This is a genomic window from Bifidobacterium bohemicum DSM 22767, from assembly GCF_000741525.1.
Classification (GTDB): Bacteria; Actinomycetota; Actinomycetes; order Actinomycetales; family Bifidobacteriaceae; genus Bifidobacterium; species Bifidobacterium bohemicum.
The window spans coordinates 256870-283029 of the sequence record NZ_JGYP01000004.1 but is presented as its reverse complement, the minus strand read 5'-3'; the positions used below and the strand labels follow the sequence as shown (position 1 = coordinate 283029).

16 protein-coding genes and 1 pseudogene are annotated in these 26160 nt (G+C 59.6%); 8 read left to right on the top strand and 9 right to left on the bottom strand.

The features are described from left to right. Positions 1–174 precede the first annotated feature (174 nt). Together BBOH_RS06920 and gndA are read left to right on the top strand one after the other, a co-directional pair. On the top strand, positions 175–1128 hold the full coding sequence (locus tag BBOH_RS06920) for a tyrosine-protein phosphatase (protein WP_033521548.1): 954 nt from the start codon (positions 175–177) through the stop codon (positions 1126–1128). Positions 1129–1475: 347 nt separating this feature from the next. Continuing rightward, positions 1476–2933: an NADP-dependent phosphogluconate dehydrogenase gene (gene gndA, locus BBOH_RS06915; protein WP_033521550.1), complete on the top strand. Its 1458-nt coding sequence runs from the start codon at positions 1476–1478 to the stop codon at positions 2931–2933. A 182-nt stretch (positions 2934–3115) separates the two neighbouring features. Here gndA and BBOH_RS06910 read toward each other — a convergent pair whose 3' ends face one another. The 3 genes from BBOH_RS06910 to BBOH_RS06900 all read right to left on the bottom strand — a co-directional run bounded on the left by BBOH_RS06910 (position 3116) and on the right by BBOH_RS06900 (position 6771). Further along, complete coding sequence (locus BBOH_RS06910) at positions 3116–4534, bottom strand: DHA2 family efflux MFS transporter permease subunit (protein WP_044098260.1); 1419 nt, start codon at positions 4532–4534, stop codon at positions 3116–3118. Positions 4535–4729: 195 nt separating this feature from the next. Next, the gene (locus BBOH_RS06905; protein WP_044098259.1) at positions 4730–5203 is read right to left on the bottom strand and encodes a MarR family winged helix-turn-helix transcriptional regulator; all 474 of its coding nucleotides are present in this window, start codon (positions 5201–5203) and stop codon (positions 4730–4732) included. A 92-nt stretch (positions 5204–5295) separates the two neighbouring features. Beyond that, positions 5296–6771: an MATE family efflux transporter gene (locus BBOH_RS06900; protein ID WP_081930402.1), complete on the bottom strand. Its 1476-nt coding sequence runs from the start codon at positions 6769–6771 to the stop codon at positions 5296–5298. A gap of 1053 nt (positions 6772–7824) precedes the next feature. Here BBOH_RS06900 and dnaB point away from each other — a divergent pair. The 3 genes from dnaB (at position 7825) to BBOH_RS06885 (ending at position 11728) form a co-directional block, all read left to right on the top strand. After that, positions 7825–9243: a replicative DNA helicase gene (gene dnaB, locus BBOH_RS06895; protein WP_081930401.1), complete on the top strand. Its 1419-nt coding sequence runs from the start codon at positions 7825–7827 to the stop codon at positions 9241–9243. A gap of 254 nt (positions 9244–9497) precedes the next feature. Continuing rightward, positions 9498–10892 (top strand): Mur ligase family protein, encoded by a 1395-nt coding sequence (locus tag BBOH_RS06890; RefSeq protein ID WP_033521644.1) that lies wholly within the window; start codon positions 9498–9500, stop codon positions 10890–10892. A 35-nt stretch (positions 10893–10927) separates the two neighbouring features. Next, complete coding sequence (locus tag BBOH_RS06885) at positions 10928–11728, top strand: type 1 glutamine amidotransferase (protein WP_044098258.1); 801 nt, start codon at positions 10928–10930, stop codon at positions 11726–11728. 202 nt (positions 11729–11930) lie between these two features. Here the strand turns inward: BBOH_RS06885 and BBOH_RS06880 are convergent, their stop codons facing one another. Next, positions 11931–13208, bottom strand: a complete 1278-nt coding sequence (locus BBOH_RS06880; RefSeq protein WP_033521552.1) for an MFS transporter — start codon at positions 13206–13208, stop codon at positions 11931–11933. Between the two features lie 317 nt (positions 13209–13525). Continuing rightward, positions 13526–15352, bottom strand: coding sequence for a glycoside hydrolase family 13 protein (locus BBOH_RS06875; protein WP_033521554.1), 1827 nt, complete (start codon positions 15350–15352; stop codon positions 13526–13528). Positions 15353–15829: 477 nt separating this feature from the next. Here BBOH_RS06875 and BBOH_RS06870 point away from each other — a divergent pair, with 477 nt between their 5' ends. The 3 genes from BBOH_RS06870 to BBOH_RS06860 all read left to right on the top strand — a co-directional run bounded on the left by BBOH_RS06870 (position 15830) and on the right by BBOH_RS06860 (position 19529). Beyond that, positions 15830–16861, top strand: a complete 1032-nt coding sequence (locus BBOH_RS06870) for a LacI family DNA-binding transcriptional regulator (RefSeq protein WP_033521556.1) — start codon at positions 15830–15832, stop codon at positions 16859–16861. 193 nt (positions 16862–17054) lie between these two features. Beyond that, positions 17055–17306, top strand: coding sequence for a phasin family protein (locus tag BBOH_RS06865; RefSeq protein WP_033521558.1), 252 nt, complete (start codon positions 17055–17057; stop codon positions 17304–17306). A gap of 282 nt (positions 17307–17588) precedes the next feature. After that, positions 17589–19529: an ABC1 kinase family protein gene (locus tag BBOH_RS06860; protein ID WP_237743172.1), complete on the top strand. Its 1941-nt coding sequence runs from the start codon at positions 17589–17591 to the stop codon at positions 19527–19529. Between the two features lie 378 nt (positions 19530–19907). Here BBOH_RS06860 and upp read toward each other — a convergent pair whose 3' ends face one another. The 4 genes and pseudogenes from upp to BBOH_RS06840 form a co-directional block, all read right to left on the bottom strand. Beyond that, positions 19908–20546, bottom strand: coding sequence for a uracil phosphoribosyltransferase (upp, locus tag BBOH_RS06855; protein ID WP_033521559.1), 639 nt, complete (start codon positions 20544–20546; stop codon positions 19908–19910). 573 nt (positions 20547–21119) lie between these two features. After that, entirely contained in the window at positions 21120–22025 is a 906-nt protein-coding gene (locus BBOH_RS09295; RefSeq protein ID WP_337588432.1) for a hypothetical protein, read from the bottom strand. Then, positions 22015–23182 (bottom strand): annotated as a pseudogene (locus tag BBOH_RS09610) (NUDIX hydrolase). The gene BBOH_RS09295 and the pseudogene BBOH_RS09610 overlap by 11 nt, the downstream one beginning before the upstream one ends. Positions 23183–23705: 523 nt before the next feature. Beyond that, positions 23706–25955 carry an RNA degradosome polyphosphate kinase gene (locus BBOH_RS06840; protein WP_033521563.1) on the bottom strand — a complete coding sequence of 750 codons (2250 nt, stop codon included), beginning with the start codon at positions 25953–25955 and terminating at the stop codon, positions 23706–23708. Positions 25956–26160: the final 205 nt, after the last annotated feature.

Genomic DNA, 26160 nt, shown 5'->3' with positions numbered 1-26160 from the left:
CTCCCCGATGAGGTCGCTTATCCGCGGTTGAGTTATGCGGGGCCACACCTGATGTAAGGGATATGACCACGTTCCAGGTGCATGCGACGAGATTCGTCATGGTCGGGTAATATGGCGGTATTGTTTGTTTGACGGATTGAACTGGTTCGCACCCGTTCTGAAAGGGGTCCACATATGACGGATAGCGGTGTCGATGACAAGACGAGACGAGGGGCCGCTGTGACCGGAGGTGATGAATCCTACCTAGCCTACCGTCCCGAGGGGGATGGCGCGGGGATTCGCATTGACGGCGTGCCCAACGCGCGCGGCATCGGAGGGTATCCCACTGTCGATGGGCATCACCTGCGCGACGGGCTGTTCTTCCGTACGGCCGGACTGAACTTCCTCGGCGAGCACGGAGTCGACGATCTGGAGGGTCTTGGCGTCAAAGAGGTCGTGGACTTGCGTGATCCGGCTGAAATCGAGCAGTGGCCCTACAGTCTGCCGGATGATATTCATGTGGACCGAGTCCCACTGATCAAGGACGACACCGTTTCGCGGGCGCCGCAACTCCATGGCGATGCCCATGTGGGTTCTGAGGGGGATTCCAAAAATGCTTCCGGCCTCGTTTCGAATTCGACTTCCGAGTCTGAGAGCCCTAGCGTCGCAAATTCCTCGGATCAGAGCGATTCCGGCGACAATGCCGTCGATATGGCGAGGATGTACCACGACATCGCGTTCGGGTCGGCGGACCGTATCATCTCGATTCTCAAAAAGCTGGCGACGCCGAGCGGGCACCCCATGCTCATCCATTGCACCGCCGGCAAGGACCGGACGGGCATCACCTCGGCGATTCTCATGAGCCTTTTGGGGGTGAGTGAGGATATGGTCGTCTCCTGCTATGCGCAGTCCGGCGCGAACCTTGGTGAAGCGTTCAAAAAGGCCGTGATGGCCGGGCTTGATGATGATTCGGATGGGGTCGGTGAGGTTTCTGCGGCGCAGACCGCTCTGTTGGCTTCGCCGCCTGAGCTCATTCGCGGTGTGTTGCGCGACATCAAACACGAGTATGGTTCGGTTGGGCAATACTGCCTTCAGAACGGATTGACGCAAGAGGAGGACGATACGCTCCGGGTGTTGTTCATTCAGTAGACGTTCAGCGTTTTGGCGCCGGGTGGGCATGTGGACGGCGGTTCACCTAGTGGCTGTTGCCGGGATTTGCTGCGGGCACGCCCATATGTGATACGGTTCACGTGAGTCTCGGTTATGCTTGAAAACCCCTGCGATTTATACGATGGCTCGTTGGCTCCACGGAGGTTTTCGACTGGCGCGACCTTTGGCGGCCATTGGCGCTGTTTTCTGTGGGACGTTGGCGATAGACTGTGAATGTGATGATTTGCGCTCTGACCGCGACTGTGGGTGAAAGTGCAAATCCATAGCGTCACCATGCGGGTGGCGTCACTGTGGGATTGTCGATTTGAAAGGCGATAAGGCGAATTATGGCGGAAGCTACAGCGAATATAGGAGTGGTGGGACTTGCGGCCATGGGGTCGAACCTCGCACGGAACCTGGCGCATCACGGCAACACCGTGGCGTTGTTCAACCGGCACTACGAACGTACCGAAAAGCTCATGGACGAGCATGGCGACGAGGGAAACTTCGTGCCCACCGAGTCGATTGAGCAGTTCGTCGCCGCCCTGAAAAAGCCGCGGACGGCCATCATCATGGTGAAGGCCGGCGAGCCCACCGACGCCACCATCAACGCTTTGGTGGATGCGATGGAGCCGGGCGACATCATCGTGGACGGCGGCAACTCCTATTTCAAAGACACGATTCGCCGCGAGAAGGCCATTCGTGCGCGTGGCCTGCACTATGTCGGCTGCGGCGTCTCCGGCGGTGAGGAGGGCGCCCTCAACGGGCCGTCACTGATGCCGGGCGGCACCGAGGAATCATGGAAGACGCTGGGGCCGATCCTCAAATCCATCGCGGCCGTGGCCGAAGGCGAGCCTTGCGTAACCCACATCGGAGAGAACGGTGCCGGCCATTTCGTCAAGATGGTGCATAATGGCATCGAGTACTCCGACATGCAACTGATCGCCGAGAGCTATGACCTTATGCGCAGGGGTCTGGGCATGTCGACGGATCAGATTGGGGATGTGTTCGATGAGTGGAACAAGGGTGAGCTTAACTCGTACCTCATCGAGATCACTTCCACCGTCCTGCATCAGAAGGACGCAAAGACCGGTAAGCCGTTGCTTGACGTGATCGTGGATCGCGCCGGCATGAAAGGCACCGGCACATGGACCGTCGAGACCGCTTTGGAACTGGGGACATCGGTTACCGGCATCGGCGAGGCCGTGTTCGCCCGCGCTCTTTCCAGTCAGCCGCAGTTGCGTGCCGGCGCGCAGAAGGCGGGACTCACCGGCCCCGACGGCAGCCTCAGCATCAGTGATGCCGATCGCGCCGCGTTCATCGAGGATATTCGTCACGCGCTCTATGCGTCGAAGATCGTCGCATATGCGCAGGGCTTCAATGAGATCAGCGACGGTGCCAAGGAGTACGGCTGGGATATTGACATGGCCGCGGTCGCGCGCATCTGGCGCGGCGGCTGCATCATCCGCGCCCAGTTCCTGAACGTGGTTTCCGACGCTTTCCAGTCCGGTGAGGCCGATGTCTCCTTGCTTTTCGCCCCGTACTTCAAGAAGGCCGTCGAACAGGCTCAGGATTCCTGGCGTCGTGTCGTGGCTCGTGCCGCTGAGTGCGGCATCCCGGTGCCGGTCTTCTCCAGTTCGCTGGCATATTACGACGGCCTGCGTTCGGGGCGTCTTCCCGCAGCGCTGATCCAGGGTCAACGCGATCTGTTCGGCGCACATACCTATGGCCGTGTGGACGCTCCGGAAGGCGCCGCGTTCCATACGCTGTGGGCCGAGCCTGGCCGCCCCGAAATCGAGGAGTAGTTTCGGTTTTGTACGGTAGCGTTTGGTGCCCTATGAAAAAGGTGGGTGAAACGTTGCCGCTACGCCGAGAATAATGCGGATACGATTTATTGAGCCGCCCCCTTTTTAAGTGAAGGGGGCGGCTCAATAATATAAACTGATCCTGTTGGGGAGGGGGTGCGATCAGACGCTAGGGTATCCGCTTAGAACAGCGAACGCACCACGTCGATCAGTTCGATGATAAGACCAGCCAGGAGCACCCCAAAGGCGATGGTGGCGCCGTTGGCCGTGCCGAGTGCGAGGTCGTGCGGTACGGCGGCCTGCCCGGCAGCCAGGATCGCAGCCGCCACCGATGTGCCGACCGCTCCGGCGAATTGCTGTGCTGTGTTGAAGATGGCGTTGCCCATGCTCTGCTGCCCATGTTCGAGATGGCTCAGTCCTGTGGTCATGATGTTGCCGGAGCTCATGCCGATGCCAAGCATATAGAGAATGTAGAGCCCGCATACGGCGGCATTCGAAAGGCCGTGGCCGAAGACGAACAGGCACGCCATCGATACGATCGCGCACGCTCCTCCCGCGATCAGCGGAGGCTTGGGTCCTATGGCATCGAGGATGCGTCCGCCGAGCGGGGCGAAGCAGGCGCCGACGGCCGCTCCTGGCAGCAGCAGAAGTCCGGCGACCAGGGGTTTCGCGCCGCCTGCCAGTTGCAGGTAATTAGGTAGTATGAACGACAGTCCCAGCGAGACGGCCTGCAGCAGGAAGAAAGCCAAAGCGAAGCCGGCGAACCGGAGGTTTTTCAGGGTTCGGATGTCGATGATGGGCGAGGTGACATGCAGTTCGCGCATGCACAGCAGCACCAGAGAGATCAGGCCGATGACGATGGCGCCCGCCACGTTCGGGGACATGAGGGGCTTGGTAGTCATGGAGCTGAATCCGTAGATAAGCGCGCCGAAAGTCAGTGCGATAAGCGCGATGCCGATTGCATCGAAGTGCACCTGACGGATGCGGCTCTTCTGCTCGATGCACATCACGCCGAGCACCAGCGAAACCAGCACGATCGGTATGAGACATACGAAAATCACGCGCCAGCTGGTGAAGGACACGACCAAGCCGCCGAAGGTCGGTCCGATGGCGGGCGCGACGGCGGTCAGCAGGGTTCCCAAGCCCATCATCATGCCTATTTTGCGCGGTGGCGCGGTTTCGATGATAATGTTGAACATGAGGGGCAGCGCGATGCCGGCGCCCACTCCCTGAATGACGCGGGCCAGCAGAAGCGTCTGGAAATTCGGGGCCAGCGCGCCAAGCAGCGTGCCTGCGAGGAATGCGAGGTTCGCGGTGATGAAAAGCGGTTTGGTGCGGAACCGTGCCTTAAGCATGGCGCTGAGGGGCACGATCACCGCGATGACCAGAAGGTTGGCGGTCGTCAGCCACTGCACGGTGTCGGTGCTGACCTTGAAAAGATGCATAAGTGTGGGGAAGGTGACGTTCATCGCCGTCTCCACTACCACGCCGCTCAATGAGAGCAGGCCCGCCGCCACGAAAGATCCGTAGACCCTCCCTGGGATTTTGTCGGGGTTCGCGGCGATGCCTGCCGCGCTGGTTGTATTGCCTGATATTGACATATTCGTTGGTGTTTCCTTAATTTCCTTATATTGCCGAAGGTTTCCGTTCCTTGGACGCATGTTTGCGTCAGGCCGATTCCGGCACGATGGACCACTGGAATTCCAATGATTCGGCATCGTGAACCGGTCGCGTTGAACGACGCCCATGAAACGTAAAATGCCAAATGTTGAGGGTCTGAGTTCGTTGGAAGCGTTTTACTGTGGGGGATTGCTGTCGATTGGGCCGACGGTCTGCCGTCGGCGCGCGAAAAAGGCGAGCATGGCTTTGAAATCGTCGATCTGGTCGGCCGAGAACCGCCGCTCGAATTCGCGTTGCTCGCCGTCGATGTAGCGGTGGATCGCTTCGACGTCCCGCCGTGCACGTGCGGTGAGTTTTACGGTTTTGCGCCGTGCGTCATCGGGACAGACCGACCGTGTCAACAGTCCTGCCGCTTCCATTCGTTGCAATGTGGCGGTGACGGTTGAGCGCTGGATGTGGAATTCAATCTCGATGTCGTGCTGCGCAGCCTGTTCGCCGGGCTGATCACTCAGGAAGTTGATGACGGCCATCTGCACCTCGGTTAGTCCGTAGCGCGCGGCGAAACGGCCCAGCTCCTGACTCATGCCGTTTGAGCTCTGTTGCAAGAGGCGTCCGTAGTTTTCGGGGCGTCCGTCCGGTGTATCTGTCATGGCGGCGCCGCCCTTTCCCGTTGTTAATGATTCGTTAGCTAACTAACAAATAATAGGCGAGGCATGGACTTACGTCGTCCGCTACTTGCCCTTTATTGCTTTAGCCACCGGTCGGTGCGGACGCGCAGGCCGTTGAATATGCTGCGCCCGCCGATGAAGATGATGCTGAACACGGCCCACAGAAGCACCGTGCACGTCGTGGCGTTCGGCCGGGCGGTAGTCGTGAGGACGCCGAGCGCTATGGCCGATGGCAGATATACCGCCGTGACGATGCCGCATGTGGCGGCCAGGTACGTGGAATCTCCGGCGCCGATGAGGATGCCGTCTAGCGCCCACATCCAGCCGGCCAGCGGCAGGAACAAGGCGATGACGACCGTCCCTGTGGCGATCAGGTGCTGGATTGCCATGTTCGGGCTGAACAGTGGCGCCGCCGTAAACCCGAACACCGCCAGCGCGACGGCGATGACGATGCCGCCGTACAGCCCGGCCCGTGCCGAGATGCGGGTCATTTCGCGGGCGTTGTCGTAGCGTTTCGCGCCGATTTCCGTGGCGACCAGGGCCTGGCCGGAGATGCCTATGGCGTCAAGCATGTTCAGCACGAAGTTCCAGCTGGAATTGACAGCCTGATAGGCCGCGAGCACATGCGTGCCCATATGCGTGGCCAGAATTACCGTTGTCACGAGGCAGATCCGCAGCGCCAGCGTGCGCAAAAAGAGCGGTACTCCGTCGCTTGCGCTGGCCATGATTCCGCTCAGGCGCGGTGCTAGCGAGCCGCCGGCCTCATGCGCCCATTTCATTGAAGGCGCGGTCAGGTAGATGCCCATGAACCATTGTGCCGTAAGGGTTGCCAGTCCGGAACCGAGAATGCCCATATGCAGCCCGAACACAAGGAGGAAATCGAGGGCGGTGTTGAGCGCGGCCCCGAGCACCGCTGCGACGAGTGTGATGCGCACCTTTTTAAGCCCTCGGAAAATGCCGTTCGCCGCGTAGACCAGTAGCATGCCGGGCAGTCCGAAAATCACCGCTTGCAGGTAGGTGACCGCTTGGTCGAGCACCTCGCCTTGAGCTCCCATTAGGGTGCACAGCGGCCGCGCCCACGCGAAAATCGCCCCTGAAATCACCATGCCGATGATCAGCGCCAGCCACAGGCCGTCCACACCGGTTTCGAGTCCCTCGCGACGCTTGCCTGCGCCCATGAGTTGTCCGACGCGGGAGGTGGTCCCATAAGCCAGGAAGTTGCACAGCCCCGCGGCGGTAAGCAACACGGTCGAGCCGATGGAAAGCCCGGCCAGTGCCGCATCGCCGATGTGCCCGACGATGGCGGTGTCGATCAGCACGAACAGCGGATCGGCGATTAGTTGACCGAAAGTGGGGATGGCCAGAGCCATGATCTGCCGATTGATGCGCCGCCGCCCAAGCTTCGGCCCGACCTCTCCGGGCCTTGGCGCGGTTGGCGTCGGGGCGTTGTCGGCTGGCCCATCGATGGGTTGGCCGGTGGGGTCGGCGGGGTCGATGGTCGTGCCACGATTGTCGTTTTGTCGCGTTGCGATGTTGGTTTGGACGGTCATTATCTGGGGTCGGTCTTCTTTCCGGGGTTGTTGCGGATGCGGTCGTGCAACGGCCATTGGCGTTGTCGCGATGCGGGTCTGAAATGCCGTGTGGTGAGCGGTTTGGCCCGTCCGCCGCCTCATCATATCCCAACCGGTTTTGATTTGAAAGTTTCCTGTGCGTGAAGCCGGTGGCCGTGATGTTTCGTGACGTCTAAAAGCAATCGCGGGCCTGCCGGAATGCCGCATATTGGTGGGGGGGGGGAGACGGTTTTGGCTTAGGGAGGGGGCGCGTTGTGATGTGTTGCGCGGGAGGCGGGGCGGAAGACGAATTGAGCACGCTGTCGTGAGTCGTCTCGGAGGTGTCGATCGCGATGTTGATGGAACCGTCGATAAGCCGGAGATGGGACTCCGTATTGAGATGGGTGTTGGGGTTGGTGAATTTGGTCAGGTGTGGCTACCACGGATATGTTGATTAAGCAAATCGACGGGTTGACTGGAACCGCTTATCCCCAAGTTGTGCACAGAGTTATCCCCACGGTGTGGATAACTCTGTGCGCTGTCCACTGGAACATGCCTAAAATGTGGATAACTCACCTTTTTTATCCACACGATAAGTCCGTGCGTGTCATGAACTACGTTGAATGATGCGGAAAGGATGGAACCCTGCCAAGGGTGGAGGCGCCATTCCGTGCGACAGTGACGGTTGACGATGATTTTCATATCGCGGGTGACGGCGAATGCCGTGCTTTGGGATTTTGGGCGGCGTCACGATGCGAGTTCGTGACGTGGAGTCGTGAAGTGATGCGTCGATGCAGTGGGGCGGTGTGATTGTATGCCAGGGTAAGATGATCGGGGCGGGTGCGCTGCGGTGCGGCATGGAACGCGTGCGGCGGTCCTGTGTCGCGAGGGTGGCTCAGGGTCGCGGAGGGGTCGGCGAAGCGGCGTGGCGGAAAATGTGTTGCATGGCGATGTAATGTATTTGTGCGGCCGGCCGGCTCGTTATGCCATGATGTCGTAAAGCTTTGCGCCGCAGGGCGTAGAAGCTCGCCGCCACAGCCTAGACTGGACGCCATGGCAGACGGTGATTTTCGGAACGACTCGCGCAACGGCTTCGACGCGGGCTTGACTTCGACGGCGGGTAGCGCGGCCTTCGCGGATCGCGTGCCCCCTCACGACGACGACGCTGAGATGGCGGTGCTCGGTGGCATGCTGATGAGCAATGATGCCATCGGCGAGGTCTCGCAGATGATCGAGGTGCGTGATTTTTACCAGCCCAAGCATCAGACGATCTACGAGGCGATCATCAACCTGTTCTCCTCTTCGCAGCCGGTGGACGCCGTGCTGGTGGCCAACGAACTGCTCAAGAACGGCGACCTTGAAAAAGTGGGGGGCGTCGATTATCTGCACAGTCTGGTCGTTTCGGTCCCCACCGCCGCCAACGCCACGTATTATGCGCAGATCGTGCACCAACGGGCCGTGTTGCGAAACGTCATCGTCACCGGTACGAAAATCGCTCAGCTCGGCTATTCCGCCGAGGGCTCGCAGGCCGAAGAGGTCGTCAACCTCGCGCAGTCCGAGGTCTACGAGATGAGCGTGGGCAAGGTGCGTCAGGATTACACGGCCATCGGACCGGTGGTGCAGGAGACGCTCGACCAGCTCGACAGCCTGCAAAAAGGCGAGCTTGAAAAAGGAGTGCCCACCGGGTTCCGTGACATAGACGAGGTGACACAGGGTCTGCAGCCCGGCCAGATGATCGTGGTGGCAGGCCGTCCCGCGATGGGCAAATCCACGCTCGGCGTCGATTTCGCCCGGTCGGCGGCTCTGCATCACAATATGACCTCCATCATCTTCTCCCTTGAGATGAGCAAGGTGGAGCTGGCGCAGCGCATCATCTCCGCCGAAACGAACATACCGCTCACGGCCATGCGCCGCGCCGACGACATCACACCGGAACGCTGGAACACGCTCAACAACTTCTGGAACTCGATGCAGGGCGCACCGCTTTACATTGACGACAGCCCGAACATGAGCCTGATGGAGATACGCGCGAAGTGCCGGCGTCTGAAACAAACCAACGATTTGAAGCTCGTGGTCATCGACTACCTGCAGCTGATGAGCAGCGGCAAGCAGGAGGAAAGCCGTCAGCAGGAGGTCTCCGGGTTCTCCCGTGCGCTCAAGCTACTGGCCAAGGAGCTGGAGGTGCCGGTCGTGGCCCTTTCGCAGCTCAACCGCGGCCCTGAGATGCGCAACGACAAAAAACCGCAGCTCTCCGATCTGCGCGAGTCCGGTTCGATCGAGCAGGACGCGGACGTGGTCTTCCTGGTGCACCGGCCGGACGCCTACGACAAGGAGGACAGACCCGGGGAGGCGGACATCATCATGGCCAAGCATCGTAACGGCCCAACGGAGACCTTCAACCTTGCGTTCCTCGGCTCCACGTCGAAGTTCAAGGACATGCCGCAGCAAGACTACAACAACCAGGGGGTGTGAACGTGGGCGAATCATTGCCTGTCGACTATGAGCGTGATGCAGCGCGGCCGACGCAGGATGCGCTGGGTTCGGAGCAGGCCAGGGGCGGCATTGCCGGGTCTGAGTCAAGGGCTGATTCGGCGGCCGGTTCCATCACCGATTCCGTAACTGACCCGTTGGCCGGCTCCACGGTCGGTCTCGCGACCAAAGCCTCGTCCGACACCGACGGCACGGCGACCCCAAAACGACCTTGGCGCGCCTTCGCGACACCGGCGATCGGCAAGGCGGTGCGTGGCGCACTGCGGGTTACTCGGCACGGTGGCAGTGCGCTGCCCGGCCGCGTTGCGGAATGGTTCGACCCCGGTTTTCTGGCCCGTACACTCGACTCATTGCCATATGGTGTTATTTTGGTTTCCGGCACGAACGGCAAGACGACCACCACCCGCATGATTGCCTCGATGCTTCAGAACCTCGGTCTCAAGGTGTTCACGAACCCGACCGGCTCGAACTTCACGCGTGGAGTAGTCTCGGCGCTGCTCTCCGAGGTATCCATGAGTGGTCGTCTCGACGCGGACATCGCCGTGCTGGAGCTGGACGAGGCCTATGCGGTGCATTTCGTTCGACAGGTCAAGCCACGGTATTCCGTGCTCCTTAACGTAATGCGCGACCAGCTTGATCGTTTTGGCGAAATCGACAACACCGCCCGCCTCCTGTCACGGGTAGCAGCGGCCACCACCGGCACCGTCGTGCTCAACCGTGAGGACCGGCGTATTGCTGCGCTCGCCGGCGTGGTGTCGAAAGGTACGCGGGTGCGGTATTTCGGTCTTTCCGATGACCTGCGCAAACTGTTCCCAACGGACGACGCGATGCATTCCACGGGACAAGATGCCGGGGACGACCATAGGACTGCCGACGAACCCCGGCCGGTCGGTCAACAAGACAAGGCTTCCCGGTCGGCCGGCGAAAACCTGAGCGCCAACGGTTCGGCCGTGCCGGAAAGCCCTGTCCATGCCGACGTGATACTGACGCATGTGGACGATCACGTCGCAAAATTCGCGATGGACAACGCGGAATTCACCGCCACCGTACAACTTGAAGGCATGTACAACCTGTTCAATGCCGCTGCGGCGCTCGCCGTCGTACGCGCCGTCACCGAGGTGATTCCCACGGCCGATACAAGCCTGCCCCACGCCCGTGATGCGCGTCTCATGCGGGCGCTTTCCTATGTCACCCCGGCATTCGGACGTGGTGAGGTCATTGAAGTCAATGGCGCGCCGGTCGAACTGCTGCTGGTCAAGAACCCTATGGGATTCCGCATGTCGTTGGCGAGCTTCCCGCCCGACGGCCACCGCACCATGATTGCCATCAACGATGAGTACGCCGACGGCCGTGACATGAGCTGGCTGTGGGATGTGGATTTCACCTCATTGCGTGAAGGCGGGGTCGATATGATCTCCGGCGTGCGCGCGTGGGACATGGCTCTGCGCCTGGAATACGATCAGGTGCGCGTGACCCGGACGGACACGGATCTGCCTGAGGCGGTTCGTTGTTTCGTCGGTTCCGCGCCAGGTGTGCCCAAACACATCTACTGCACTTACACTGCCATGCTCGCAGTCCGGGCCGAACTGGCGAAGGTCGCCGAAGTTTCCGATGCAGGGGTGGGACGGTGAGCGTGATGGCAAGCAATGGGATACGAGGCAGTGAAATGCAGACGACGGCAACGCTAACGCAGGAACACCCGGTTGACGCTTCGAGGGTCGGGCGCCCGATTGATGTCGTGTCGTTATACCCCAAGGATATGAACATTTACGGCGACTGGGGCAACGTGCTCACCGTCGAACGCCGCCTCGTGCTCTACGGCTACGAACCTGTCATGCATTATTATAATCAAGGTGATCCGTGGCCCGAGCAGGTGGACATGGTGCTGGGCGGCGGTGGTCAGGACAGCGGACAGAAGAAAATCACCGATGACCTGTTCAAGCGGGCGGACACGTTGCGCGCACTGGCGGAAGCCGACGTGCCGATGCTGATGATCTGCGGCCTGTATCAGCTGTTTGGAGAGTATTTCGAGACCATCGACGGCTCGCGGCTCGATGGCATCAACATCTTCGGCGTCTACACCGAGGGGCGCGAAAAACGAATGATCGGCAATCTCGTGGAGCGTTCCGACCGGTTCGGCGACGTCGTCGGCTACGAGAACCACTCGGGCCAGACCTTCCTCAGATCCGGGGTGGAACCGTTCGGGCTTGTCGCTCACGATGGCACGGGCAACAACGGTGAGGACCACACCGAAGGCGCCCGCGTCCACAACGTCATCGGCACCTACATGCACGGTTCACTGCTGCCCAAGAACCCCAAGGTGTCGGATTTCCTCATCAGCGCCGCCGCCGAGCACCGCTACGGCCGGTTCGAGCCGGAGCAATCACAGGACCAGCGTGCGGCGCTTGAAGCGCTCGACCAATTCGCCGCCAACGCGCGCCGCGTGGCGGCCGCTCGTCCACGGTAGTGCATCTGCCCAGATTCCTTTGGAGATGGAGTGCCCGGACAGATATGGCGTTTGTCGCCACGTGGAGGTGCTTTACGCGACGATGATTGTGGGACGGTGCCGCGTAAAGCGGTAAAAGCTGTTTCTGTCCGCCGTGTTGCCGATATGTGGTCCGCGCTTGTGGTTGGAACAAGGTGCGGACCATCTGGAACAGTGGTGGCCGTTACTTAACTCGTTTGATAAGAACGGCGGCGAGCGCCGAAACGATAGTCATCGCAATCGCGACTGGGAAGACCATCGTGTATCCGCCCGTGATGGAGACAATGGCGGAGGTGAACACGGAACCTATGGCTTGGCCGGCGCATGTGGCGATGTTGATGAAGCCGAGGTCTTTGCCGGCGTTCTCTTTATTGGGCAGAACGTCAACGTTCAATGCCTGGTCGATCGCCGAGTACATGCCATAACCGAATCCGGCGACACCTGCGAACAGCAGCATGCCGGTCGTGGTGGGGATGAACCATGCCAGTGCGATGCCGACGGCGTAAAGCGTGCAGGCGAAGATGATGGGTGGCTTGCGACGCTTGATGATGTCGGAGATCGGGCCGGAAAGGAGTGTGGCCACCAACGAAACGACCATGGTGATAATCGACATCGTCGCAATGACCCCTGCGGCCTGTGTTTTGGTCTGTCCGATGCGATCCTCGAGGATGTAGAGCTGATAGGCGGTGATCATCTGATAGGCAACCAGGAGTCCCGTGCGGCAGGTGAACGCTTTCCAGAAGTCCGAGGCGCCTTTGATTGGAGGGGTGAAGGCGTGGACGAGCACCTTCCATATTGGTTCGGTGGTTTTGTGGGTTTCGAGATTGGACTGTTCGCGTGGCAGAATTGCGATGGACAGCCAGCCGGCCAGCAGCAGGGTGATGCCTGAGACGGCAAAGCCCATATTGGTGTTGGCTACGAATTGTGCAGCGAGCAGGTTGCCCAGCCCCTGACCGATCACCGCGCCGCCGCCGAAGGCCGCCGACGCTGTGCCGCGATCCTTTTCGGGCACGCGGTCGGAAAGGATCGCGGTGATGGGTGCGATCATCATGTTCAAACCAATCAACGAGACGCAGTAGGCTATGCCGACCCCGACTCCCAATGTCGGAAGTCCGGTCAGGTAGAAGCACAGTCCGCAGATGACCGCGCCTGAGACGATCCATGGCGTGCGTCGGCCGAAGCGGGATCTCGTCCGGTCTGACATACTGCCGATGAATACGTTGATGAACATGGACAGCACGGCTCCCACGCCGTTGATGGTGCCCAGCAAAGCGCTTGGGTTGGCCACTCCGATGTCCTTGAGTCGCTGCGGCATGAGAGTGCTGCCGACCATGGTGAATCCGACATAGAGCAGGGTGTTGTATATAAACATGCCGATGATGTAGCGGACTGATTCGAATCGTGGTTTTCCTGTTTGTGGGTTGCCGTTGTTCGCCGCTAGTGCTGGTGTAGAGGTGGTCATGATGACGAATGGGTCCTTTATTTTTCTGGTAACTGGATTGGGGATGGCTCGGAAATGACGTTGTATGCGTTGTCATGTCGTGCCATCTGTTGGATGAACTGCAGTATGCGTTCGGATGCCGCTTTGCTTTCCTGCATGTCTACGCGTGCCGATTCAACTCTGGATTGAAGGGCCTGCGTTTGAATGGTGCATGACGATATTGCCGTCACCCGCACAGGAAACATCCGGTATGGATGGGGGGGGGTCGTCGATTGAAGATCGGCCGTTGGTGCCGGGGCGGGCGATCGTGTTTTCGCGATTGTGCGCCCCGGCATTCCTCACTGCAATCGCATCCATACAGAAGTGTCTTGCGGCAGCTCGCCGTCACTGGTCAGAGAGCCCGAGCTGAGGAGCACCTCGCCGGCGGGCAAGGCCATCGGTTCGGCGCTGAAGTTGGTGACGTTGACCCAGCCGTTGGCGCGACGGTAGGCGATTGAACCGCCGAGGTTGCCATCGGCACCGTTGTGCTCGTTCGACGGCTTGTCGTAATCGTCCAGCCATGTCAGGCTGGTGTCGGGTGTTTGTAGTTCGTGACGTAGCTTCAGTACGCGGCGATAGTGGGCCAGCATGGAGTCGTCGTCGGCTTCCTCGGCGTCAACGGCGTATTCGCCGAACCAGGTGGGCTGAGGCAGATGAGGCGTTTCGCTGGCCGTGCCGTCGGCCTTGTTGCTTGGTGAGAAGCCGAATGATGCCCCGGTTCCGAAATTCGTGTCCGTACCTGTGCCATCCTGGCGGGGGGTCGGTTTGTCCGAGGCCTTCCATGGCAGCGGTACGCGGCATCCGTCGCGGCCTTTCTTCGTCAGGTCGCGGCGTGTGCCGAAGGCCCATGGGTCTTCCAGCTCGTCCCAAGGAATGTCGGGAACTTCGAACAGACCGAGCTCTTCTCCCTGATAGATGTAGGCCGATCCGGGCAATGCCATTTCCAGCATGACGGCGGCACGTGCGCGCTTGGTGCCCAGTTCTCGGTTTTCGTGGTAGGTGGAGCCGTTGCGCAGGAGCCAATCGTTGGCTACGGCGTGGTAGAGGCCGTTGTCGGTCTTGACCTGCGGCAAGGCGTAGCGGGAGGCGCTGCGCGGCACATCGTGATTGCCCATCACCCAAGTCGAGGTGGAGCCGTTTGTCCGGGCTGCCGAGGCGATGCCGTCCTCAATGGCTTCGTGCATCTCGTCACGCAGCCAATTGCATTCGGCGAATTTGAAGTTGAAGACCTGACCGAGCTCGTCGGGGCGGGCGTAAAGATACTGGCGGGAGGCCGGAACCCATGCCTCTCCGACGGCGAAGCGTGCCGGGGTATATTTGTCGAAGACCTCGCTGCGCCACTCGCGGAAGATCTCGTGCACCTCGTCACGATCGTAAACTGGGTGGCTGCCGTCCTCGACGGTGATGTGCATGGCATCGACATTGTAGTTGTCAAGGTCGTCGCGGTTCAGGTCTTTGGCAAGCCCCTCGGCCACGTCCACGCGGAAACCGTCTGTGCCGTGGTCGCACCAGAATTTGAGCGTCTTGAGGAAGTCGTCGCGCACCTCGCGGTTGTTCCAATTGAAGTCGGGCTGCTGTTCGGCGAACAGGTGCAGGTACCATTGTCCGTCCGGCACTCGTGTCCATGCGGAGCCTCCGAAGTTGGCGATCCAGTTGGTTGGGGGTTCGTCACCGTTCGGCCCTTTGCCGTCGCGGAAGACATAGCGGTCGCGTTCCGGAGAGCCAGGGGCGGCTTTGAGGGCTTCCTGGAACCATGGATGCAACCGTGAGGAATGGTTAGGAACAATATCCACGACGACCTTGATGCCTGCCGCATGCGCCGCTGCGGCCATGGCGTCGAAGTCGTCCATCGTCCCCAGCCGGGGGTCCACGTCGCGGTAATCCTGCACGTCGTATCCTCCATCGGCGAGTTCGGAGGGGTAGAAGGGCGAAAGCCAAATGGCATCAACGCCGAGTCGCCGCAGGTAATCCATTTTGCCAGTGATGCCTTTCAGATCTCCCAGCCCGGACCCGGTGGAATCCTTGAAACTCCGTGGATAGATCTGATAGACTACGGCCTGCTTCCACCATAGGTCCGCGTCGGTAAAAGCGCTGTCATTCTTGGATGGAACGTTAGTGTCGGTCATTGCCACTCCTTTATAGTTCTCAGAACGAAATGCTGGTTATCAGCGATGTTATGCCGTTGTCCGCAATAACAACGTTAACTGTTTTAATGATAGCGCTTGCATTATGATTGTCAAATTCTATTACAGCAACAACGTCGTTCATTCGTGGCCGAAATCTTCTTTTGTTTAATGGCGTCTATAAATCATTGATATATAGAGAGAGAATTGGTGTCAGTAATTCGTGAATACGATATTGAAGGATATATGACATGACGCATGGCACGATAAAAGCGCTTTTATTATTATGAGAAAGTTCCATGTGTCCAGAATAATGGCCATCGGCACCTAACCGGATAAAAACCGAATGATGCAGGGGCGCCCCTTCGGCAAAGCGATTGTCGAATTCCACAAGCCAACACCGAATACAGCGCTCCGAGCAATGGTCGGCGGCTCTGACGGTAGAATTGCAAGGGTGCCCACAACCTGGAGGAAATGAATATGCCTAGAGTCACGCTTCATGATGTCGCACTCGAGGCCGGCGTGTCCGACTCGACCGTTTCCAGAGCGCTGCGGGGGCTCGACAAGGTTGACGAAGGCACCCGCGCCAAAGTCAAAGATGCGGCGAGGGAATTGCGGTTCTCCTTCTCCCGTAACGCCTCTTCGCTTGCAAGCGGCAAGACGATGAGATTGGCGTTGCTGTTTTCCGACGCATTGAACACCTGGTTCGATTCCTCCGTGCTGCAAGGAGCCTATGAAGTGCTCTCGCCTGCGGGCTACGACATCATCCCCAGCACCGTGAGCACCGACTTTGAACTCAACTCCTTCCTCAACCGTCTTCCTTACGACGGCAACGTAGACGGCGTCATCGTCTGTTCGATCAATTTGGATACCGCGCAATCCAAGGCACTCAAGAAACTCACGATTCCGGTCGTCGGCCTTGACTCCCGCACCATAGACGGATTCGACGCCTCGGTGCTCATGGACGATGATACGGCGATGGACGATGCGGTCGGATTGCTTCAAGGCTTGGGGCACCAACGCATCGCATTTGTCGGCTGGCCGGCACCCGGCGATTTCCGATTCAGTTCTCAATTGCGTGCAGGTGCCTTCATGAAGGCGGCGAAAAGGCTAGGATTCGACGACGGTTCCGTCGCACGTATCGATTTGGGTAAGATGAATGATTACCGAAGCCCGGATGACGCGCTTTCCGCAGCTGCGGCAAGGCTTTTGGCCTTGGACCCACGGCCGACCGGCATATGCGTCGAGGTCGACGGGTTTGCAGTGCCATTGATCGCCGAACTCAAACGGTTCGGTGTGCGTGTGCCGGAAGACATGTCCGTTATAGGTTTCGATGACACTGACGTGGCCGCCGCTGTCGAAATGACGACCGTCCATCAGAACCCTGTGGAGATGTCTCGTCTTGCCGCGCGCAAAGTGCTCGCGCTCATGCGCGGGCAGACCCTGGACGAGGCGCATTCAGTTCTTCGTCCGATGCTGATTCCTCGTAAAACCACAGGCCCCATACTCTGAAACCTACCTCTGCAGCGGCAGATTTGGACATTCATGTTTCTCCGCGGGGTTTGATTCGTGCCTTCGGTTCTCACGACCCTGAGATGTGAGACGTATCAAGGCTTATGATGTATCTCGAGACTGGAGGATATGACGCGGATGGACTACTGTAGCAGGTAATAAGCGGTTCAGAACGGTTACATAGGGAGATATCATGGCTGACTACAATTTTGGTGACGGGCTGCGTACGGTGTTCCTGGCAGGCGTCGGGGCGCTCGCCACAACCGCGGAGAAGGGTCAGGAACTGGTCAATGAGCTGGTGAAGAAGGGTGAGCTGACGGTCGAGCAAGGCAAGGCCCTCAACACCGAGCTCAAGCACAAGGCCGAAGAGGTCAAAGACGATGTGAAGGCGCAGAGCGAAAAAGCCAAGGCCGAGGCCGCGCGGACCGAAGACGCCGCAAAGTAGTTTTTGGCACGATAGCTTCGGCGTTCACTGCGAATGTGAGTAGCTCCGGTTGACTGTCTGTTGGTTGCCCGTTGGTCGACTGGCTGACGTGGCAACCTGTCCCGACGGGTTTGTTGACCGGTCGGTCTAGTCGCCTAGGCGGGGCGCCGTGACTGTCGGTTGCGTAACGGTTGCGATGAATGACGCCCGACTGCGGCCGGAAAGATGAAGTGTTCATCGCATTAATGGGTTGCGTTGAGCCGGTGGAAGGTTGTTCGGCGCATCGTAACGAATGGGGTGAGCATGATCGAGGATACGCAGGACGAGAGGGGGCGTGCCGCCGTGCCGCCCGAAGCTGGGCGCATGGATGGTGACCCTGTTGGCGGCGACTCGGCTCGTGGCACCGCCGCGCCGGGCGATGATGCTCATACGGCTGCGGCCGGGCAAACTGGAGGCCAACCGGTAGAAGGGCCGACCGATGCGCATGTTCAAGGGGTTTTTCCTGCTTCCGCCACGGCCGGTTGGGCCTCGGGAGCTCACCAGACAGCCGAGTCAGACCCCGGCTCCGGCCCTGACGTCGACCTGTTTGGTCGTCCGCGCGAGTCGTTCTCTCAACGTTACCATCTGACCCGTCGCGGCAAGGCGAAGCGGCTGGGGCAGATCGCCCGCATCATGAACGAGTTCGATGTTCGTCATGGTCTGAATCCGCGCAAGCTGCGCGCCATGTTCGAGGCTCTGGGCCCCACGTTCGTCAAGGTCGGCCAGATGCTCTCGATGCGTTCGGAGATACTGCCGCAATCCTATTGCGAAGAACTGGCCAAGCTTCGAGCAGATGCGGACCCGATGCCTTACGAAACCGTGCTTGAGGTTCTTGCGCGCGAATACGGCCGGCCTGTGGACGAGCTTTTTGAAAGCATCGATCCCAAGCCGCTCGGTTCCGCTTCGCTGGCCCAGGTGCACCGCGCCACGCTGGTCACCGGCGAGGACGTTGCAGTCAAGGTCCAGCGACCCGGCGTGCGCCAGACGATGGCGCAGGACGTGGCCATAATGCGTTCGATCGCCAGAACCGCCACGCGGGTGATGGGGTCCAACCTCCAGGTGGTCGATTTGGGCGGGGTGGTCGAAGAGCTGTGGGATACGTTCGAAGACGAGACGGACTTTCTGGTCGAGGCGCGCCATCTTGCGGAATTCAAGCGTTTCTGCCAGCCCTACCGTTATATGGATTGCCCGAAGCCGTATATGGACCTGTGCACGCCCCATGTTGTGGTGATGGACTATGTGGACGGCATATCCCTCAACCACACCGACGCGCTGATCGAGGCCGGCTACGACCTTAAGGAGATCGGCACCAAGCTGGTTGACAATTATGCTACGCAGATTCTCGACGACGGCTTCTTCCACGCGGATCCGCACCCGGGCAACATCATCGTTTCCGACGGCGAAATCGTGTTGATTGACTTGGGGATGACCGGCCGACTCAGCCGTAAGCTGCGTGACATGCTCAAACAGATGGTGCTTGCCGTCGGTAAGCAGGATTCCCCCGCCTTGGCCGATGGATTGTTGCGCTTCTCCGGAGCCGGCAGCAGCCCGGAGGATTACCCTGGTCTGCTTTCGGACCTTGACGACATCGTTGAGGAGTATGGCACCATCGACCTCGCCGACCTCAATATCGCCGATTTCATGACCTCGCTCGCCTCGCTCGCGCAACGGCACGGCATCGCGATCCCAAGCTCGATCACCACCACGGGCCGCGCGCTGGTGACCCTCGAAGGCACACTCGACGAGTTCATCCCCGACGTCAACATGATTCAGATCATCACCAACCATGTGGCTGCCGGCACCAAATTCAGCAACGCTGCCAAGGAACGGGCGCAGGAGCTCGGTATTCAGGGTGACAAGGCGCTGCATGGCGCGCTTTCGGCCATTGCCGACAGCCGGGTCGCCATGCGCATGCTCACGCGCGGCCAGTTGCGGGTCAACATGGAGGTGGTCAGTTCGAAGGAGCCCATGCGGCAGCTTTCGGACATGGTCAATCGTCTGACGATGGCGCTGATCGTGGTCGGACTGTTCATCGGCTCGTCCATCGTCTATTACGCCGGCATGAAACCCATCGTCTTCGGCATTCCCGTCGTCGGTTTCATGGGATACGTGGTGGCATTCATCCTTGGCGCATGGATCGTCTTCGACATCTACTTCAAGGGGCGAAAAGCCAAAAAAGGCGCCCAGACAGCCCGCGGCAAGTAAGGCGTCTGGCGAGTCGTTGGCGTTTGTCACTGTATATACAAAAGGCCGGGCGTCGCTTGGTTGAGGCAGAGAGGCCCTGTGACGGCGATTTTGTCCGCCGGGCTCGGCGGGTGAGCGTGGTCGGGTTGGCGCTTTCCCGGGGAAGGAGATAATTTGGCGCTTTGGTCTTTAAAATCTGAAAGTGCAGGTGTGTATGACGGCGTGGAACTGCTCTCTTGATTTGCATGCGATTCCATGTCGGGTTGTCACGCGCGACGACCGGGGGGGGGGCAACTACAAGCCAATACACTGACGCGTCACTACTTACACGAATAATAAATTTCGCGAAAGCAGAGACGCGTCAAATCTGGACTGCAAACCGTCGCGTGAATCGGTTGTTCAGTCGATCAACCCGTAAAGGCGATCGCCGGCGTCACCGAGGCCTGGCACGATATAGCCGTGCTCGTCCAGGTGGTCATCGACCGCGCACACCACGACCTTGAAATCGATGGAGGGGTCGAGCGTCTCCTCGACGCGTTTCAAGCCTTCGGGGGCGGCGAGGATGTTGATCGAAGTGATGTCCTTTGCGCCGCGTTCGGCGAGGTAGTGCGTCGCGGCCACGGTGGTGCCGCCGGTGGCGAGCATCGGGTCGAGCAGGAAGACCTGGCGGCCGGTGAGGTCCTCGGGCAGACGGTTCGCGTAGGTGATGATGTCGAGCGTCTTCTCGTCGCGTTTCATGCCCAGGAAGCCGACTTCGGCGGTGGGCAGGAGCTTGGTCATGCCGTCGAGCATGCCCAGTCCGGCGCGCAGGATCGGCACCACCATGGGACGCGGGGAGGCGATGTGCTTGCCGGTCATGGTGGCGATCGGCGTTTCGATCTGCTTGTCCACCACGTCGAGGTTGCGCGTGGCCTCGTATGCTTCGAGGGTGACCAGTTCGGAAACCAGTTCGCGGAAGATGTTGGAAGGGGTGTTCTTGTCCCGCAGAACGGTGAGCTTGTGCTCTACGAGCGGGTGATCTAAAATGTGAATCTGCATGCTTCTAGAGTAGGACGAGCCATACCTTTTCGGCAACGTTGGTCTGCCGGATGCAGGGCGCGAAAAGAAGTAGAGCGCTGAACCATGAAAGCGCCTGTCGGCGCGAACGCCGCTCGCAGCGGCAAAAAATGAAGCCCGGGGCTTAAGCATGATCCAGCGCGTCCTTCAAGTATAAACCCCATATGGGGGCCCGCAACGCCGTCCACGCCGAGCGCATAAAGCTTGAATGGCTGTCTATGCATGTTCGTTCAGATTGGTGCGCCTATTCCAGTGTGCTTAACGTGGGCATCAACGCAATGTGGGAGCCCTTATATGGTACGGGAATATCATGCATTTTGTGTCGTTCGTGATTATCGACGGGCGGTGGGTGAAGATGAATCGTAAATGCGTGACATGATGCGTTGCTTGCGACGTATTGTAGGCAACGCACCGCGGCGGCAACCGCTGAATTTATTAAGTCCGTACTGAACGAGCACGCATCTTCGATCGCGTGTAGTAGTCGTCCTTGTTGGCCCGAGTGGCTACGGCAAGGGTTGACTACTTTTGACCGTGGAACGCGACGGCCTGAAGGGGTTACTCGAGCTGTCCGCGACGCCAGAGATCGGCTCCATGGCGGAAATCTCGAGATGTGGCCGTCAGATTGCCGGCGGTATGCAGCAGACGGGCGGCTGCGGTGCGTGGGTCGCTTGAAGCCGGGCCTACAGGGCTCACTGGACCGGAGCCCTTGCGGAAACGGTCGTCGGCATCGCTGAGCGTCGAGTCGTAACGATTGAGGCGGTGCAAATCATTGCCGTGGCCGTGGTCGTTTGAATCCGAAGGGCTTTCAGGGTTTTGGAACCGTTCCGTACGTTCGGTGGCCTGCTTGGCCTCGAGTCTCTCGGCGCGTCTGGTGCACACCTTAGCCTCGAAGCTCAGTCCTTTTGCCACCACGTCGACAAATGCGCTGGCGCGGTCGAGCGCGACGGCGAAATCGCCTGTGAACGCACCGGAAAGTATCGAATCGGCAGTTCTTGCGATGTCGTTTTCGTCCGGCGGGGTGTCAACGCCTGCGATGGCCGAGGCCGATGTCTCCTCCGACTCGACCAGTCGCCACAGCCGGGCGATCGAGCGCTGGTTGTTGCGCATCCATGTGCGAAGCAGGTAAAGTCGCCAGAGAATGCCCGGCAGTGAATCGGGTTCCGAGTCGCTCCACAGCTCGGCGATAATGTCGATGCCCTCGGCGTCGACAAGCGTGAGTACACGTTGAACCACTTGTGGATCCTGCGTGTGGTGCACCCGATCCAAAAGCGCCGCCGCCGAGGCGTGACTCATTTCGCTGATTTCCTCGGGATCCATGCCGCCGGCCATTTTTTCGGTCAGGGCGGGGTCGAGTTGGGCCGGGCGCGCGGGTCTTGAGGAGCCAAGACGCGTCGGTGAGAATCCGGGATGACTCGAATTGACGGAACCTGAACTATAATGCACTGGGCTGCTAGTAGACAAATGGTGTCACTTTCTGTATGTCGATGATGCGCCGACCCTCCGGCGTATCGATGATGAACAACGCCACGGCACTGCCGGTGACCATGTACGGCGTTTTTGTAATTAGCTGTTTTGCAAGCGATTTGGACAGGCATATGGCACGTAGATGCTCAAAGACGCCGCCGATTACCGGCCGGTGCATGGAAACCAGCGTGGTATGGGTGCTTGTAGGGCTCGAATTCTCATTATAAGGCGGCACGGTTTCGACGCTGCCGGTTTCGCTGGCCGCGTCCTGGCCCCTTGAAATGGACGTGTGGCCGGTTTCGTGAGGGATGCTAGTGGTGAGACTGGAATCCGAACTGGAAAAGTACGTCACGGGCGACGAATCCGGCCTTTGCGGGTTTTCGTCTGCCTGCTCCAGATAGGTGCCATCGGTGAAAAGGTTGTCGATTTCATGCATGATCTGTGTCCAGGCGGCTTCAGGATCCGCTGCGAACGCATCCTCCGTTAGGCGCGGGTGCCTTGTGGATCGGCAATTGCGCGTGCCAGGCGTACTGCAAGATGCTCTCCATGCATCGCAACCAAGGTGACGAGACGATGCGAGTGGGGCTGTAACAACCCAGTTCCCGCATCAGAGCGAAACTCGCGGCCGCACCGCGAGGCGTGATCGGTCGATTGGCATCGGTTCCCTGCCAACGCTTACGTGCCTCCGCTTTGCTGTGACGCACGATGATCAGAGCGCGGGCTCCAATCGCCCCCTGTTTCGCGAGGTCCACAAATTGGTCGAGGACGTCGCGGTCGAGCGAGTGGGTAAGCTTCTTGCGCGCGGCCGGTATTGACAGCCAAACGACCTCGTCCACCTCTTTGGGTGATGCTGGATTGATTGGACCCACGGCCGTCTGCCGACGTCCGCTTTCCTCACTGCTGATTGGCGTGGCCATCCAGTAGTCCACATGTTTCAGATAGACGCTGCCGCTACCGGCACGCTTGGAAGTGGAGCCCTCGGCTTCGAGAGGGTATTCAACCTCTCCGATATGCACCCCCAAGGCCACGGGAACACCGCATTCCTCCTCGATCTCGCGAACGGCCGTGTGCCGTGAGGATTCATTCTCCTCGTTTTTGCCCTTCGGCCAACTCCAGTCGTCATATTTCGGCCGATGTACCAGGCAGACCTCCAAACCGGGAAAATCGTTGCGCTCGCGTTTGGCGTGATGTGCCTTATGCTTATTGGCCTTGCCGGACCTCCTACCGCCATCGTTTCCCAGCTGAGTAGTGTTGGGGGAGCCGTTTTCGCCAGAGGCTTCCTGCTCGTCCCCTCCCTTTTTGCCCTTTTTGCCGTTTTGCGCCGGTTCGTCTGCGCGTTCGGCGGATAGACGTGCCGCGCCTGCCGCGTTCGCTGGGACTTCCGCACGCTTGGCGTGCCTGCCTCTGCCAGAGCCGCGTGAATCGTCCGTGTCGTTGGCGGTGTCTCTGCGCTCGTTGATATTGACGGTTTCGTCCCCGCCATCCGAAGGGTTGTCGGCGATCGTGCCGAAGTCGTCTGCTGCCAAAACAATACCATCGCGCTCGCTACCGGCATCGGACTGGATGCCGTCAGCGAATGCGGTGTTTCCCGACTGGTGCCGGATGGGCGGACCGTTTGCCGTCCAGCGGTAGACGATGCCGCCGGCTGCTTCGATTACGTGGGACGACCTGCTCATATCACACCTGCCTGGTGATCGTACGGGCGCTGTTGCCGTGCTGGTGCTGCTTGATCAGGAACTCCTGGCAGTCAATCAACGGCTTGCCCTCGTCGTCGTGCGAGTAACGCTTGTAGGTGCCATCCGGTTGCATGTGCCATGACGCGGTGGTGTCGGCCATCTGCAGGTCGACATAGTCGATCAGAGCGGTGGCTTCATCGAGGTCGCTGATGCGAATCAGCGCCTCGACTCGACGGTCAAGGTTGCGGTGCATGAGATCAGCCGATCCGATCCACACCTCGGGTCCGGATGCCGGCCCTTCGCCTATCTGAGGCCCCTGGGAGTTCGCGAATGCGTAAATACGGCTGTGTTCAAGGAAACGTCCGAGAATCGAATGGACTCGGATGTTCTCGCTCAGGCCGGGTACGCCGGGCTTCAGTGCGCAGATGCCACGAACCACCAGATCGATTTTCACGCCGGCCTGGCCGGCGTGATACAGTGCGTCTATGGTCTGCTCGTCCACGATGGCGTTGACTTTGATCTTGATCCAGGCCTCATGCCCGGCTTGTGCGGCGTCCTCTTCACGGCGAATGCGCTTAAGGATGCCTGTGCGTGCCGTGCGCGGTGCCACCAGCAGACGGTGGAAGCTCGAACGTGGCGCGTAGCCGGAAAGCTGGTTGAACAGACGTGTCAGATCCTGCCCGACCACCGGGTCGCAGGTGAGCAGACCGAGGTCGGTGTACAAACGGGCGGTCTTCGGGTTGTAGTTGCCGGTTCCGACATGGCAGTAGCGACGTAGTCCCTCTTCTTCTTGGCGGATTACCAACGACAGTTTGCAGTGTGTCTTCAGCCCGACGATGCCATAGACCACGTGTACGCCGGCGCGCTCGAGCTTTCGGGCCCAAGCGATATTGGCATCCTCGTCGAAGCGAGCCTTGATTTCGACCAATGCCAGCACCTGCTTGCCGGCGTGCGCCGCATCCACGAGCGCGTCAATGATCGGCGAGTTGCTTGAGGTGCGGTAAAGCGTCTGTTTGATGGCCAGCACCTTCGGGTCGGCCGCCGCCTGCGCCAGGAACGCCTGCACGGAGGTGGAGAAGGAATCGTAAGGATGGTGCAACAAAATGTCGTGTTCGCGAATGGCGGCGAAAATGTCCTGCGCGCGGCTTGATTCCACCGTCGCGATCTGACGGTTCGTGATCGGGATGAATGGCTTGTTCTTAAGATCCGGCCTATCGACCTTCTGCAACTCGAACATCAGCGTCATGTCGAGCGGCGCGGGCAGACGATAGATTTCGTCCTCGCTTACCCGTAGGCGTGTGGCGAGAAGTTGCGAGAGGAAGGGGCTGGTGGCATCGCTGATCTCGAGACGGATGGGCGGTCCGAAACGTCGGCGCAACAGTTCCTTCTCCATGGCGTTCAACAGGTTTTCGGTGTCGTCCTCTTCAACGTCGATGTCCTCGTTTCGAGTGACCCGGAAGGAGCGCGCTTCACGAATAATCATGCCCGGGAACAGCGATTCAAGGTGCGCGATGATGAGATTCTCCATCGTGATGAAGCCGAAACGCTCCTCGCGCGCCTCCTCGTCCGTCAGATCATCTACGGGCACCAAGCGGTTGAGGTTGTCCGGCACCTTGACACGAGCGAAATGTGTCTTGCCGCTCACCGGGTTCTCCACCAGAACCGCGAGGTTGAGTGAGCCGCCTGAAATGTACGGGAACGGGTGGGCCGGGTCGAAGGCCAAAGGCGTGAGCACGGGCATCACAAGGCGGTGGAAGTAGCGTGAAAGCCGCTCCTGTTCGGCTGTGGTGAGCTTATCCCAGCTGAGCAACACGATATGTTCCTCGGCCAGCTGCTCCAGAATGCGTGTGGACTGTTTGGCATGTTCGTCCTGCAATTCGTGCGCCGTCTCGCCGATTGCTCGCATTTCCTGCTTGGGGCTGAGCCCCGCGGCGGTGGTCACGGCGATGCCGCTGTCGATGCGGCGCTTCAAACCGGCCACGCGCACCATGAAGAACTCGTCGAGGTTGGAGGCGAAAATCGCGGCGAAATTCGCACGCTCCAAAAGCGGCTGTTCCGGGTCCTCGGCCAGTTCCAACACGCGCTGGTTGAATTTGAGCCAGTTGAGCTCGCGGTCAAAATACCTTTCCGCAGGCAACGGCTCTTCTTCGGGTCGCGTATCGCGCTTGTCTGTCTTCTCGTTTTCGGCGATGTGCTCCGCGATCTGACTGCGAAGCAACGCCTTTGAGGGTGCGTCAAAAATCTGTGCCATGTTCCTACTCTAGGCGCGGGCGCGGAGTTATGAAAGCCGAATCTTAAAAAATGTGGATAAGTGGATAACCAGTGCACGGTAAACCATGACAAGCCTCAAATGTGGATAAGTCCAGGAGTGTGTGAATTCTCCGGTTTTCGGCTCGCCGTGCGTTCAGGGGCCGTATGGTGGGCGGTACGGGATCGGTGCGGGGCAAGGACGAATT